The sequence below is a fragment of the Enterobacter cloacae complex sp. 382A5 genome (assembly GCF_050031095.1).
Classification (GTDB): Bacteria; Pseudomonadota; Gammaproteobacteria; order Enterobacterales; family Enterobacteriaceae; genus Enterobacter; species Enterobacter cloacae.
On sequence record NZ_JBLGVK010000001.1, the window covers coordinates 3,702,000 to 3,716,482 of the forward strand.

9 protein-coding genes are annotated in these 14,483 nt (G+C 56.8%); all 9 read right to left on the minus strand.

Annotated elements, in window-relative coordinates; all coding sequences use genetic code 11:
- Positions 1-11: 11 nt before the first annotated feature.
- A complete protein-coding gene (gene recD, locus ACQG2G_RS17425; protein WP_061772162.1) occupies positions 12-1,832 on the minus strand; it encodes an exodeoxyribonuclease V subunit alpha in 1,821 nt (606 codons plus the stop codon).
- Positions 1,829-5,371 (minus strand): exodeoxyribonuclease V subunit beta, encoded by a 3,543-nt coding sequence (gene recB / locus ACQG2G_RS17430; RefSeq protein WP_061772161.1) that lies wholly within the window; start codon positions 5,369-5,371, stop codon positions 1,829-1,831. Before recB ends, recD begins: the two co-directional genes overlap by 4 nt.
- Positions 5,368-8,250, minus strand: coding sequence for a pitrilysin (ptrA, locus tag ACQG2G_RS17435; RefSeq protein WP_061772160.1), 2,883 nt, complete (start codon positions 8,248-8,250; stop codon positions 5,368-5,370). Before ptrA ends, recB begins: the two co-directional genes overlap by 4 nt.
- Before the next feature lie 140 nt (positions 8,251-8,390).
- Positions 8,391-11,765: an exodeoxyribonuclease V subunit gamma gene (gene recC / locus ACQG2G_RS17440; RefSeq protein ID WP_248078662.1), complete on the minus strand. Its 3,375-nt coding sequence runs from the start codon at positions 11,763-11,765 to the stop codon at positions 8,391-8,393.
- 12 nt (positions 11,766-11,777) lie between these two features.
- Entirely contained in the window at positions 11,778-12,101 is a 324-nt protein-coding gene (locus ACQG2G_RS17445) for a prepilin-type N-terminal cleavage/methylation domain-containing protein (protein WP_013098547.1), read from the minus strand.
- Positions 12,086-12,487, minus strand: a complete 402-nt coding sequence (locus ACQG2G_RS17450; RefSeq protein WP_013098548.1) for a DUF2509 family protein — start codon at positions 12,485-12,487, stop codon at positions 12,086-12,088. Before ACQG2G_RS17450 ends, ACQG2G_RS17445 begins: the two co-directional genes overlap by 16 nt.
- The gene (locus tag ACQG2G_RS17455; protein WP_061772117.1) at positions 12,484-13,047 is read right to left on the minus strand and encodes a prepilin peptidase-dependent protein; all 564 of its coding nucleotides are present in this window, start codon (positions 13,045-13,047) and stop codon (positions 12,484-12,486) included. The genes ACQG2G_RS17450 and ACQG2G_RS17455 overlap by 4 nt, the downstream gene beginning before the upstream one ends.
- Entirely contained in the window at positions 13,038-13,502 is a 465-nt protein-coding gene (locus ACQG2G_RS17460) for a prepilin peptidase-dependent protein (protein WP_061773065.1), read from the minus strand. The genes ACQG2G_RS17455 and ACQG2G_RS17460 overlap by 10 nt, the downstream gene beginning before the upstream one ends.
- Before the next feature lie 184 nt (positions 13,503-13,686).
- Positions 13,687-14,481: a thymidylate synthase gene (thyA, locus tag ACQG2G_RS17465; RefSeq protein WP_013098550.1), complete on the minus strand. Its 795-nt coding sequence runs from the start codon at positions 14,479-14,481 to the stop codon at positions 13,687-13,689.
- Positions 14,482-14,483 lie beyond the last annotated feature (2 nt).

Consider the following 14,483-nt stretch of genomic DNA (forward strand, 5'->3'; position numbering starts at 1 on the left):
TCTCACCTCATTCAGAGGGACTCAAATATCGCGCTCAGGCCGCTTCGCCGTTCTGTACGGGTGGCAATCGCCTGCACCAGCACGCGCTCGTCGGTATAGAGCGACAAGCGCTGACGCGCGCGGGTGATGGCGGTGTAGATGAGCTCGCGGGTAATCACGGGTGAAAGCTGGGTGGGCAGGATCAACGCCGCATGGTTGAACTCCGAGCCCTGGGACTTGTGTACCGTCATCGCCCATGCTGTTTCATGTTCAGGCAAGCGACTGGGCTGCACAGACTTCACGCTTCCGTCCGGCATCAGGAACCAGACGCGTAGACCCTGTCCACGGTCAAGCGCAATGCCAATATCGCCGTTAAACAACCCCAGCGCGCTATCGTTACGGGAGATCATCACTGGCCGACCTTCGTACCAGCGTGAATGCGGCGTGCGGGTGATTTTGCGCTTTTGCGCAAGCAGTTGCTCAAGCCTGTCGTTGAGGCCGCTAACGCCAAAAGGCCCTTCCCTCAGCGCACACAGCAGCTGATATTCGCCAAACGCGGCAATGACCTGCGCAGGCGTATGTTGCTGCTGCACGCTCGTCAGGAAGTGCTGATAGCCCAGCAGGGCATCATCCAGCATCGCCTGATACTCTTCCCCGGTTTGCAGCGATTTTTTCTCAATATCACTGAAGCTGCCGTCAAAAACGGCGCTGGTCGCATGCCGATCCCCTCTGTTCACGGCCGCCGCCAGTTGGCCAATGCCGGAATCACTCCCGAAACGGTAGCTTTTTTGCAGCAGACAGAGGCTGTCTCGCAGCGCCGCCGCGAGAGACTGACTTTCGGCTGCGAGCGAACATCCAGTGAGGCGGGCTAACTCCTCAGCACGTTCCGCGGTATACCCAAGACTCGCATAGGTGCAGATATCGCCCAGTACGGCCCCGGCTTCCACCGAGGCAAGCTGGTCACGATCGCCCAGGAAAATTACGCGCGCGTGAGGAGGTAAGGCGTCAATCAGCCGCGACATCATCGTCAGGTCGATCATCGACGCTTCATCCACCACCAGCACGTCAAGATGCAGCGGGTTTCCGGCGTGGTAACGCAGGCGCTGGCTGCCCGGCTGGGCGCCCAGTAGCCGGTGCAGGGTGCTGGCTTCATTGGGGAAAAGCGCAAGCTGTTCCTGCGTGAGCGGCAGTTTTTGCAGCGCGCCACCTAACGACTCCGTCAGCCTGGCCGCCGCTTTGCCGGTGGGCGCCGCCAGGCGAATACGGCATTTTTGCTCACCCGACAGCTGAATCAGCGCGGCAAGCAGTTTTGCCACGGTGGTGGTTTTACCCGTGCCCGGTCCGCCCGAGATCACCGAGATCCGCCGCGTTAAGGCGACGGCCGCCGCCACTTTCTGCCAGTCTGTCGCCTCATCTGAGGTAAACAGGGCATCCAGCGTTTGCCGGAGTTGCGCTTCTTCACAGGGAAGCGGCGCGTTTGTCTCGCTGAAAAAGCGCGCTACCGTCAGTTCATTACGCCACAGCCGGTTAAGGTACAACCGGTCGCCGATGAGGATCATGGGCGTCTGGGTATCGGCTCTGCTGACAGCAGGAGAGCTTAGCAAAACGCTCTGCCAGTCTACCGACTCGCCCAGCAGGGCAAAACAGGACTGAAGAGCCGCAGGCATTTTCTCATCAATGGTCAGGCGCGAAAGCGGCAGGCAGACATGTCCTTCCCCCGCGTCGTTGCTCAGGATAGCGGCAGCCAGCATCACGGCCGGCTGCTCGCCAGCCACCATGATGGCGAACTGCACATCAAGATGGCGCAGTAAACGCTGTTCTACGGCTTCCAGCAGTAATTCCTGCATCGTCATGCCAACTCCTCCGTGCCTGCGGCAAATAAACTGTCCATTTTCTCAATCAGTGCCGCGTCCGGGCGCGTACTAAAAATACCAGACTGCGGATCGGCGGCATCCACCCCGCGCAGGAAGAGGTAAATCACCCCGCCAAAATGGTCTTCGTAGCGGTAATTTGCAATGCGATGACGCAGATAGCGATGCAGCGCCAGGGTATACAGCTGGTACTGCAGATCGTAACGATGCATCTGCATGGCAGAGGCCATCGCCTGTTGGGTATAGGCTTCGCTGTTTTCACCCAACCAGTTCGATTTGTAATCCAACAGGTAGTAACGCCCTTCATGGCGGAACACCAGATCGATAAAGCCCTTCAGCATCCCCTGAACCTGACGGAAGTTAAGTGGCGGGCAACCGGCGGATAGCGGGTCGTGCTCGCGGATCAGCGCATCCAGTGCCTCGGCTCTTAGCGGGCTGGCGATGGGGAGATAAAACTCCATCTCCACCTGCTTATCTCTGGCGGTCAGCTGGCTGAGCGAAACACCCTGTGCCGTGAGCGGGGCGTGAAGGATAGCGGTGATCCATTCGCGGAGCACCGGCTGCCATTGCGCGTCGTAGCCGCCGCTTTGCAACATTTTCAGCACCCACTCCTCAGAGACAGGTTGCGTGAAATCCAGCTCTTCAAACAGGCTGTGTAAAAATGTGCCCGGTGACGCGCCGCGCGGAAATTGATGAGGGGTCAGCACCGGTTCATCCGGCACACTGCCGGTACCTGCGGCATCCACGTCAAGCTTAGGCATCAGATCCTGCGCAATGCTCTGCCCGTGCTGCTGTAAACCGGAATAGCTGGTCACTCGCCAGTCGTCTGCAACGGTTCGCGTAATCTGCCGGGCCTGCAGGTCGGTTGTCTGCTGTTCTGGCAGCTGCCAGCGACTGTTATCGGGTTGCGACGGGATATGCAGGGCAATATGTTCCCCGCACAGTGTTTCAATACACTGACGCAGCCCGGCCGCATCTTTTGGCTCACCAAGCTGAATCAGCCTGCCCAGCGCGCTCAGATGAAAATCGGTCTCGCCTGCCTTTTCGCCACGGCGGCGGAATAGCGGAGCGATACCCAGACTGCAGTGCCAGACCGAGCGGGTCAGGGCCACATAGAGCAAGCGTAAATCTTCCGCCAGGCGCTCGGCCTCGGCCAGTTCTACGCTGGACTCTGCTTTGCTGAGATCGAGCACCGCGTCGAACGACTCGCGATCGTGATAAAAAGCCTGATCCTGCACCCGATAATTGGCGATAAAAGGCAGCCAGACCAGCGGATACTCCAGGCCTTTCGACTTGTGAATGGTGACGATTTGCACCAGGTGCTTATCACTCTCAAGACGCATCTGCTGGCTCGACGAGTTACTGTTCGGATCGGCAATTTGCTGCGCCAGCCAGCGCACCAGGGCATGCTCGCTCTCCAGCTGCGTGCCCGCCTCCTGCAACAGTTCGCTGATATGCAAAATATCGGTCAGACGGCGCTCGCCGCCCGCTGTGGCGAGCATATTCTCGGCAATGTGACGCTGTCTCATCAGTTCACGCAGCATCGCCATCACGCCGCGTTTTTGCCAGCGCTCGCGGTACTGCACAAACTCTTCGACCACCGCATCCCAGGCGGCTTCGTCGCAATTTAGCGTATCAATATCGCGCGCGTTCAGTCCCAGCATGCTGCTTGCCAACGCGCTGCGAAGGGTGCTTTCCCGCTCCGGCGCCAGCACGGCCTGCAGCACCCACAGCATCTCCTGCGCTTCCAGCGTTTCAAAGACGCTATCGCGGTTAGAGAGATACACGGACGGGATGTTCAGTGACGTCAGGGCATCACGGATAAGCGCCGCCTCCTGACGGCTGCGCACCAGCACTGTAATATCGGATGCTTTTACCGGGGCTGATGTGTCCCCCTTCCAAAGCAACGCCCCACCGCACGTACCTGCGCTGAGCCAGTCCCGGATCTGCGCGGCGCAGTGCTGAGCCATCGCATGTTGATAGTCCGTAACGCCGCACCCCTCGCCGTCCAGCAGCCAGAAATTCATGGCGGGCTGGTTCACGCCGTTGAATTCAAAGCGCAACGAAGCATTTCTGGCGGCGAACTTTACCGGCTGGAAAGGAATTTCCCTGAACATAAACGCCGAATCCATGCGGCCGAACAGCGCATTGACGCTCTCAACCATCCCCGGCGAGGAGCGCCAGTTGGTGTCCAGGGTGTAGTGCGCCTCAACCTCGCTGCGGGCTTTCATGTAAGTGAAAATATCCGCGCCACGGAAGGCATAAATGGCCTGTTTTGGATCGCCAATGAGCAACAGTGCCGTGTTGGGCTGCTGTCGCCAGATGCGGCGGAAAATGCGGTACTGCTGGGGATCGGTATCCTGAAATTCGTCAATCATCGCCACCGGAAAGCGCGTGCGGATGGCGGCGGCAAGCGCCTCGCCATTTTCACTGCACAACGCCGCGTCCAGGCGACTTAGCATATCGTCAAAGCCCAGCTCACCCCGGCGGCGTTTCTCACGCGACACCGCTTCACGGATCTCCGCCATGGCGCGGGTGATCATCAGGTCGTTAAGGGTTAATGGCTCTGCCAGCAGGGTTTCGATCTCAACAAACAGCGGGTGCTCCGGAACAATGCCATCGGCTTTGGTTCGCTCAACCAGAAAACGCCGGGAAAATTTTTCCAGCGCATCCGGGAGCTGGTAACCGTGCGTCTCTTCCTGCGCCCAGGCAGTGATCTTGTCGATCCATTTCCCCTGATTGCCACGGTTAAACTTGCGCCTGTCGATCCCGGAGTTTTCGATAATGGCGTCGATCTCGCCGACAGACTCAATCCATTTTTGCTTAACGGCAGCAATCTTTGCGACGATTTTTTCATGGCGCGAGGCCAGCGTTTCATCCGCAGGCGGTGGAGATTTAATGACCGGGGCCTCCCCCTGGAGATAGCGCTCAATGGCGCGCAGAAGCTCCTCAGGGCCTTTCCACAACGCATGTACCGCTTCGGCGATGTCCCGCTGTAACGGATAGCAGTGGCGACGCCAGAAATCAGCACAGGCCTGGTAGCGAAGCTCAGACTCATCTTCAATAAGCTGCAGTTCAAACAGCATGCCGGATTCAAACGCATTCAGGCTCAGCATGCGCTGGCAAAAACCGTGGATGGTGAAGACAGATGCCTCGTCCATTTGCCGTTCAGCCAGAAGCAGCCACTGTGCGGCCTGCTGTTTATCGGCAATCTCTTCCAGCAGGCTCGCGTAGAGAGGGTTATCCGTGCTTTCGCGCAGACAGGCGATACGCAGTTCATGAATATTGGCACGGATACGGCCGCGCAGCTCAGCGGTGGCGGCCTCGGTGAAGGTCACCACCAGCAGCTCCTCCACGCTTAACGGACGCGGAAAAGCGGCCTGGCCGCCAAGCCCCAGCAACAGACGCAGATAAAGCGCGGCAATGGTGAAGGTTTTTCCCGTTCCCGCTGAGGCTTCAATCAATCGTTCACCCTGCAGAGGTAAACGTAAGGGATCAAGGGACTCAGCGGTGTCGGTCATTCTTTCTTACTCCAGGGCATAGATTGCTGCAGGGCGCTGACGCTCTTCCAGATTTTCCAGCCTTTCGGGTTAACGTAGTCCGTTTTTCCGTTCTGGCTACCAGAAACCTGAGACAGAATGGCTATTCCCTGCGGTTTAACCACCGCCTGATGGAAGAAGTCGGCAACCTTCTGAGGCGTCAGCTGTTTTATCTCGGCCACTACTTTATCACGCGAATCAAATTTCAGATTACCGCGATCGAAATCTTTGCTCAGTTGGGATGCTTCTTCACCCAGCGTCTGAGGCGGCTGCATCACCTGCGCGATGACGGCCTGCTGGATTTGGGCAAACTCATCCGGCTTCATGGCTCGCAGTTTAGCTTCCGCTTGCGGGAAGAAAGCCTGGTAACGCTGCCAGAGATAAGCGGGCTGTTTATCGCTGCTCTGCAGCAGGAAACCCAGCCCCCACTGGCGGCCAACGTTCATGGAGAATGCAAAGACCGCGTAGCCAAGCTGCTCTTCTGTGCGCAGCTGATTGTAGAACCACGGCTGTATAATTTGTCCCAGAACGGCACTCTGCGCAGAGCTGGCAAATTCATTATAGCCCGCAGGAACAAACACGGCGGCCAGCGCGGAATCCGTGCTGTTACCTGCTTTTTCAAAAATCACATTCTGTTTTTTCTCAACCAGCACGTCCTGGTTACGGCACCACTCGTCGCCTTTTGAACCGAGCTGCTGACGTACGTTCTCCGCCAGCGTTTTGGCCTGGTCCTCGCTCATGTTGCCGACGATAAGAAACTCCGGACGCGTGTTAGTTTTCAGCGCGTCGCGGTAGGCCAGCACCTCTTTTAATGTGATGGATGGCAGCAGCGCCCGGCGATCTTCACGCTGGAAATAAGGGATTTGCGACAGCATCTGCGCCGGCATAATCGCCTGATCGTACGCCTTGCCTTTCTCAGCGGAATCCATCATCTGCGCATACCAGGACTTCGCCTGCTCAAACTGCTCTTCCGTTGGCGTGTAGCTGAAATAGCCCTCCAGCAACGCCTGGAACAGCTGAGGCAGACGCTGGGTATAGCCGTTTGCATTGACCATCAGTCCGTTATTGGCGTTGGTAGAGAAGCTGATCCCACCTACGGCGGCCTGGTTGCTGAGCTGGTCAAGTGCGATACCGGCCAGATAGTCATTGAGCGCAAACATCACCTGATTTTTGGCGCTATCCATCGCTTTCGGGTTGCGAAGAACAACGCTGACATCGGCTTTTGGCTCGCTGGCGAAGTAGTGGCTTGGGGTGTACACCACGCGCAACGTCGGCTCATCAACAATAAGCTGCGGGTGTGGGTACGCTTTCGCGGTTTTAATCAGGGAGAAATCATCCGGGATGTAGGGATTCAGTTCCGGCAGCTTCAACGCGATCTCGCTGGCCTTTTTCTGCCAGTTTGCGAACGTTTGCTCACTGATTTTATCCACCTGGTAAGGGGCATCCACGAAATAGGCCGTTTTGTTATGCGGCTCGTTCGGGCTGATGTACCAGATGCGGGCATTCTGTGGGGTCATCATTGCCAGGCGCGTTTTTATCGCCTCAGCGTCATACTGGTCGGCAATGTTGACCGCGTCCAGGGTATGTTCAACCGGCACGCGGATCATGGTATCCGCCAGCCACTCAACATAGTCCATGTCGCGGGTAATGGACGGATAGCGGAAATCGAGATCCAGCACGTGTGCCAGTTCGTCAAAGTAGCGTTTATCGACGCCTTTATCGCGCAGCAACGAGAGATAGCTGAAGATAGCCGCGACCACCTCGTCACGGTGCGCCAGCCCTTTGTCGGTCAGGGTGGCGGAAATCGCCAGCACACCGCTGTTGCCGTTAACCACAGGATCGGAGTCGGCACGGATCCCTTCCACCAGCCCCTGCTTTTGCAGCCAGTCAGAAAGCGTTCCCGGGCTGCGGTTACCAATAAGATAGGTGACCAGTTCATCCGTTTTACTGCGGAACTGTGCGGTATTGTTATCAATGCGGAACTCAACGCGTAACACCTTGCGCGGCAGTGCGGGCACGTAGTGGATCACGATCCCTTTCTGCGCGTCGGTGACAACCGGTACGTTTATCTGCGGCAGGTCGATGTTTTTATTTGGTACCCGTCCAAAGGTCTGCGCCGCCATGGCAGCCAGTTCTGGCAACGGTTTGTTGCTGTAGATAACCGCTTTCATCAGGTTTGCGGAGTAGTATTTGTCGCGAAACGCGTGCAACGCATCAAGCACCGGGCTGTTTGGTTTGTCACTCAGCGTCTCGAGGTTACCCCCGGAAAAACGGGATCCAGGGTGCGCCGGGTTGATGGTTTCGGCGCTCACCTGCGCCATGCGCATACCGTCTCGCGTGCGGGCCAGGGTCAATTCAGCATTGACGGCATTACGTTCACGGTCAGCGTATTTTTTATCCAGCAGCGGTGCGGCAATGGCATCGGCGAGACGATCCACCGCCCCTTCCAGCGCATCATTTTCGACTTCCAGATAAAACGCCGTCCGATACGGTGCCGTACTGGCGTTGTGGCTGCCGCCATGCATTTTCAGAAATTCGGAGAGGCTATCCGGCTGGGGGTATTTTTTGGACCCCATCAACGTCATATGTTCCAGATAGTGCGCAAGACCCGGGTGCGCTTCGGGATCTTCCAGCGACCCAACGGGTACCACGAGCGCCGAGAGGGATTTCACCGCCTGCGGATCGGAAACCAGCAGCACGGTCATCCCGTTATCAAGGCGGACAGCCTGATACTGACGGGTATCTTTTTCGCTTTTACGGATAGTTTCCTGGATGGGTTGCCAACCGGAGTCTGCCTGAGTGACGGGAGCCCAAAGGGCGACAAACAAAACAAACGCTTTGAACAAGGTGCTGCCTGGCATTAACGACCTCTTTATCACGGCTACATCATTAACAAACTTCGTGCTGGACACGCCAGCATCTCTTTCTTTCTGTACATCAGTCCGTGATAGCAGGTGCATCATAAATGAACACCCATTACTGCGCAATTTTTATACAGCGCTCAGGACTGATTAAATTTGAACAACGGTAACAGGTAACGTTGTGCCTCTTCCGTGATGGTCTCAAAGTATTCTGGCTCAAGCGTTCGCCATAACCGTTGATACCAGACATCATCGCCTTCACCACGGACCATCATGTTACCTTCCCAGGCCTGAACAAATTTACTCCGCGCTTTCTGCAGTGAAGCGTCATCCGTTAACATCGCATCATTCTGCGCGTCATAACAGGCTTTTATCCACGCCCCGCCACTTTCAGGCAGCAGCAGCAGCGGCTTGTTCATCCCCTGACGATAACCTTCAATGTACAAGGACAAGTAATGTAACGCCTGCTCCGGCTCCATTGGCGGGAAACGCCACTCGCCCTCCTTGCGTACAAACATCCGGCTTTCACCCTGGTTACCGCCAGCACTGTAGACAAGATGTTCGAGCCAGAGTTGCAAACCCTGTGAAACGCTCAGCATGGAAGGCCGCCAGCGCAGCAGCCCGTCCGGTTGAACCTGCGTCAGCCAGCCCGTCAGCTGGATACCGTTGCAGTTGAGGTCGATTTCGAGGCTTGTTCCCGGCTGTCGGCATTCGATAACACGCTCGGCAAGCGCCTTCATCTCTGTGCACTGCGCCTCCCAGACGATCTCCCCAAACGCACCATACGGTAATTGCCCCGCAGCGCGATAGCGGCGGAACAGTTTGTCAGCATCTTCCTGCTCCACCAGCGCATTCAGCAGCTGGAGGTTTAACTGATAACGTTCCAGCCCTTCCAGCGTAAACGGTTCTGCGTCAGGAATTTCGCTCTCTTCCGAGCGGAAATTTACCTGCAACCGCTGCTGGAAGAAGGCGCGTACCGGATGCGCCCAAAACCGCTGCAGTTGTTCGAAGGTCAGGGTTTCAATGGGCCGCGCGTCGAGCTCCTGAATGAAATCGCTGTGCGCCCTCCCCTCTTTCTTCGCCGCGGGGAGCCACTCCTGGGCATAGCTCTGCAATTCGCTGGCGACGTAGTTCATCGGGTCAAACGGCATACGGCTGTGACAACAGGTGATATGCGCTTTCACCCGCTGGTCGCTCTCATCGCAGTTACGTTCTTCATCCCCCGGCAGGTAGTGGCTCTGTCCGATATAGTCCACCAGTTCCTGCACCAGAACAGAGGGAAAACGCTCGCTGTTGTCCTGAATCGACCGACCGATATAACTGATGTAAAGCTTGTTCTGCGCGGAAATAAGCGCCTCAAGGAAGAGGTAGCGGTCATCATCACGACGGCTACGGTCGCCCCGCTTCGGTGCCGGGCTCATGAGATCAAAGCCCAGCGGCGGCAGGGCTCGCGGATAAACACCGTCATTCATACCAAGCAGACACACCACTTTGAAGGGAATGGAACGCATGGGCATCAGCGTGCAGATATTGATCGGCCCGGCAAGGAAGCGCTGGCTGATACGCTCCTGATCGAGGCGCAGGGTCAATTCGTCCCGCAGAAGCGAAAGCGGGATCGCTTCGTTATAGTGGGAGTTCACCCCCTCATCGACTATCGCCTGCCACTGTGTTTCAATCAGCGCCATTGCGGCTTCCGTGTCACTGTCCGGCAGGAAGAAATCATTGAGCAGTTCCCGGCAAACCGGCAGCCACTCCTCCAGCGGACGCGGCTGCATTAGCGCACGTCGCCAGCGGTTAAGCTGCATCAGCAGCGAGGCTAAATGCCCGACAAGCTCCGCGATGAGCCCGCTGGACTCATCATAAGGCAGGACCTCGTTCCACTCGCCCTGGCTGCTTTCCATGGCATACCCCAGCAGCATACGCGTCAGACCAAACTGCCAGGTGTGCTGCCCGGTAGGGGGAAGCTCAAACTCCTGTACGTTGTCGTCATCGATCCCCCAACGTACGCCAGACTCGTTTACCCACTGACGAAGGTAGCGCAACCCCTCTTCGTTAATGTTGAAACGAGCGGCCAGCACGGGGACATCGAGCAATGCCAGGACATCTTCGGAAATGAAGCGGCTGTCGGGCAGTGACAGCAGGGTAACGAATGCCTGCAAGGCCGGGTGAGACTGGCGAGCCCGACGGTCAGAGATGGCATAAGGCAGGTAGCGCTCTCCCGTCGCACTGCCGAAAACGGCCTGAATAAAGGGGCTGTAGCTGTCGATATCCGCCACCATCACCACGATATCACGCGGTGTCAGGTCAGGATCGTCCTGCAGCATGGCGAGCAACTGATCGTGCAGGACTTCGACTTCACGCTGCGCACTGTGGCAAACATGCACCGTGATACTGCGATCGTCGGGATCCAGTCTCCGCTTCGTGTCGCTGCGTTCAAATTCTTCTGCCGTCACGCCCATCACCGCGCGATTTTCCAGATCCAGAATATCGGACTGGATATTGTGCAGCAGGCTGTCCGGCGTGATTTCAACAAACGCATCCACGTCGCCTTCGCCTGACGAGGTGATATCAGAGAGCATATGAATGTAGTCCCGGCCCAGCTTGCCCCAAGAGGCAAGCAGCGGGTTTGGCAGGTTCTGAATGCCCTGCTCATCAAAAAGCTGCGCGGCAGAGGCACTGTCTTTAAACAAGGGCACCGTGCGTTCTTCAAAGAGACGTCGCCGCTGGCGCGTCACAAGCCGCGAAAGCCACCGGTCATCCTGAATGTCGCCCCAGTAATGGCGGCAGGGGTTAGTAAACAGAATATGGATGTCGATGTGTTTTCCGAGCGCTTTCAGCGCATCCAGATAGACGGGTGGCAAGGCGGAAATACCGCAAATAAATACGCGGGAGGGCAGCCGGGCCGGTCGGTCAGTGCTATTTTCCAGTATGGAGATGAACCGTTGGTAGAGGTTCGCACGGTGCCACTTAGGTTGACCCAGCTTTTCGGTATGCTCCACCAGCGCTTTCCACAGCGGCGCCTGCCAGACCTGCGCCTCCGGCAGACCTTCTACCAGCTCACCCGCCTCCCAGCGAGTCAGCCATTCCGGACGATACACTAAATACTGGTCATAGAGATCCGCGGTACGTGATGCCAGCTGGAACAGCTTGCGTTTGTCGGTATCGTCATGCAGGTAGTGGCGCAGCATGGCAAACTCATCATGCGTGAGCATATCTGGCAAAAGCGCCATCAGCTTCCAGCTCATGCTCTGTTTGTTAAACGCGCTCTGCTCCGGGATGTCAGGCAACACGCGGACAAACATCTCCCAGATAAAGCTCGCGGGAAGCGGAAAATCGATATTCGCCGCGATGCCAAATTTACGGGAAAGCGACATCTGCAGCCATTGTGCCATACCGGTGCTCTGCACCAGCACCATTTCAGGCTCAAACGGATCGTCGAGCCGCTCACGCTCAACGATAAATTCCATCAGCGCTTCCAGCACATCCAGACGATTTGAGTGGTAGACCCTTAACATAGACGCTCCCGACTACTGGCTAACCGGGCAATGCAGACGCGTCATCTCACCGCGTCGACCCAGAGGAGAAATAAGTGTAACCGTGATGCTGACACATCCAGACTGCGTTGTCTGCATCCGGTTTATCTGCCAGCCTGCTGGCAGCGCACCAGCATCCATCTGCGACTGCGTCCAGGCGATGTGCCAGAGCTGACGATACTGGCTAAACAGGGCAAAGCGGGAAGCCAGCGCCCGGTGATAGCCGGACAGCGCCGTTACGATCGCCACCAGCAGCATCATCGCCAGCAACACGTCGACCATGCTGAACCCCTTTTCATTCTTTACGGCAACCGACATAACGCACGCTCCTTTAGCGGGCAAAAATCACTCCAGCCATGAGGTAAAAAGCGTATGTGCCCGTTGACAATCTCCCCGCCACGCCAGAGCAACAGCTCTCCATCTCCAGCGATGAGTAACACCTGCGACTCATTCAGTACACGCAAACAAACACGTTGCGTTTGTCTCTGTTTGCACTGTACATCAGGCTGCAACGACCAGTGCTGAACGCGCCCCCACTCCAGCGCAGACTGCGCGGCTGCCTGCTGCTGGATGGCGCGGCTCTCGTCGCCAACCAGCATGGTAAATGTTATGAGTTGCTGGTTAAGGCCGGTCAGGATCAGTGTGCCTAACACCAGTAACAGCAGAACCAGCGTCAGTGAGGCAATCCCATTCTGGCGGTTCACAAGTTAAACCCCGTAACGCCATAGCGAACCTGGTAAGGGGCAGCGTGCTTATCATTCACCCCGCTGGCGGACAGCTCGAGATATAACGCTGGCGCAAATCCCGGGTGCTCATGTTTACGTACCACAAATGTGTGGATCATAAGCCGGGCCGGGTCGGTAAGCTTCTCCCATCCTTTTCCTTCACACCCCGTCGCGCCACGCAGGGTTTCCAGCGCGCCTGATTCCAGACGAAACCCCGTACTTTCGTTATCCGATGCTGAGGTGTCCCAGGTGCCGTTACTGTTTGCATCCCACCGGACAATCACACAGCTTCCCTCCCTGCCGATGGTCAGGCTCTGCCCCTGACAATTACCCGCGCAATATCCCGCGCGTTGTAACTGCTTGCCAATCGCGAACAGGCGTTGCCAGATCTCTTCTTCACGCTCCTGCGCCCTGGATTGCAGCAAAACTGCCCGTTGCAGCTCCGGTAAAAAACGCGACGTGCTGAGTAACAGAATGCTGCTGATCGCCATTGCAACCAGCACCTCTGTGAGTGAGAAGCCGTGCTGGTTCATCGGCATGCATTTTCCCCTGTAACATTGCACATCCTGATACGCCCTCCGTTTGAGACGACAATCATCCATTCTCCTGCCCTGCTCTGTACCCGTATCCGCCCTGCCCACGCCGTGTCCCTTAATCCATAGAATCCTAATGAAGGCGTAACCTCCCTTAGCACGACGTCAGGCCACAACGGTCTGAGCACATACGGGCTGTTGTTCTCACAGCCCTGCACTGCAGAGCTCATCAAACAGCCGCCTCTGTCTTCCTGCTGAAGCGTGATCAGGTGGTCACGGTTGTGACGATTGGCATCGTTTCGCAGAAACACCAGATAGTCGCGGACCTGACAGGCGACCTGCCACAACCTCTGCCGCTGTTGCCAGTTGTCCCAGCCGGCGAGCCCTGTCGCGCTGAGGATAATAACCAGCGAAATGGCAACCAGAGTTTCGATAAGCGTAAAGCCGTGCTCTTTTTTCATGCCGGGAGTGTGGCGAAACGCCGTGAACATGACGAGCCGCAATTCGGGGTTTTACGAGGCGTTATCCAGAGAATGTTATCCGTTGCAGCGCGTTGCACGCCGACTGGATAACGCCTCGGGGAACAGAGTACAGACGAAAAAAAACCGGCGCGTAAATGCGCCGGTTATGTAACGATTTGCTGTATCAGATTGCGACAGGCGCTTTGATGCCCGGATGCGGGTCGTATCCCTCAATCTCGAAGTCGTCAAAGCGGTAATCGAAGATCGATTCCGGTTTACGTTTGATAATCAGCTTCGGCAGTGCACGCGGTTCACGGGTCAGCTGGAGATGCGTCTGTTCCATGTGGTTGCTGTACAGGTGCGTATCCCCACCGGTCCAGACAAAATCGCCCACTTCCAGATCGCACTGCTGGGCCATCATATGTACTAACAGCGCATAGCTGGCGATGTTAAAGGGCAGGCCGAGGAAGACATCGCAAGAGCGCTGGTAAAGCTGGCAGGAGAGTTTGCCATCAGCCACATAGAACTGGAAGAACGCATGGCACGGTGCCAGCGCCATTTTATCCAGCTCACCCACGTTCCAGGCAGAAACGATAATACGGCGCGAGTCCGGGTCGTTTTTCAGCTGGTTCATCACGGTGGTGATCTGGTCAATATGGCGGCCATCAGGCGTTGGCCACGCACGCCACTGCTTGCCGTACACCGGGCCCAGATTGCCGTTTTCATCTGCCCATTCGTCCCAGATGGAGACGTTGTTTTCGTGCAGATAGGCAACGTTGGTATCGCCTTGCAGGAACCAGAGCAGTTCATGAATGATCGAGCGCAGGTGGCAGCGCTTTGTCGTCACCAGGGGGAAGCCTTCTTGCAGGTTGAAGCGCATCTGGTGGCCAAAAATGGAGAGCGTGCCGGTTCCGGTACGGTCATTTTTCGGCGTGCCCTCGTCGAGCACTTTTTTCATCAATTCAAGATACTGTTTCATGG

What these genes read in the sequence shown, in the direction of transcription:
- ACQG2G_RS17460 (WP_061773065.1), bottom strand. Translation starts at nt 13,502, where the DNA reads ATGAAAAAAGAGCACGGCTTTACGCTTATCGAAACTCTGGTTGCCATT.
- ACQG2G_RS17445 (WP_013098547.1), bottom strand. Translation starts at nt 12,101, where the DNA reads ATGTCGGTTGCCGTAAAGAATGAAAAGGGGTTCAGCATGGTCGACGTG.
- thyA (WP_013098550.1), bottom strand. Translation starts at nt 14,481, where the DNA reads ATGAAACAGTATCTTGAATTGATGAAAAAAGTGCTCGACGAGGGCACG.
- ptrA (WP_061772160.1), bottom strand. Translation starts at nt 8,250, where the DNA reads ATGCCAGGCAGCACCTTGTTCAAAGCGTTTGTTTTGTTTGTCGCCCTT.
- recB (WP_061772161.1), bottom strand. Translation starts at nt 5,371, where the DNA reads ATGACCGACACCGCTGAGTCCCTTGATCCCTTACGTTTACCTCTGCAG.
- recD (WP_061772162.1), bottom strand. Translation starts at nt 1,832, where the DNA reads ATGACGATGCAGGAATTACTGCTGGAAGCCGTAGAACAGCGTTTACTG.
- recC (WP_248078662.1), bottom strand. Translation starts at nt 11,765, where the DNA reads ATGTTAAGGGTCTACCACTCAAATCGTCTGGATGTGCTGGAAGCGCTG.
- ACQG2G_RS17455 (WP_061772117.1), bottom strand. Translation starts at nt 13,047, where the DNA reads ATGCCGATGAACCAGCACGGCTTCTCACTCACAGAGGTGCTGGTTGCA.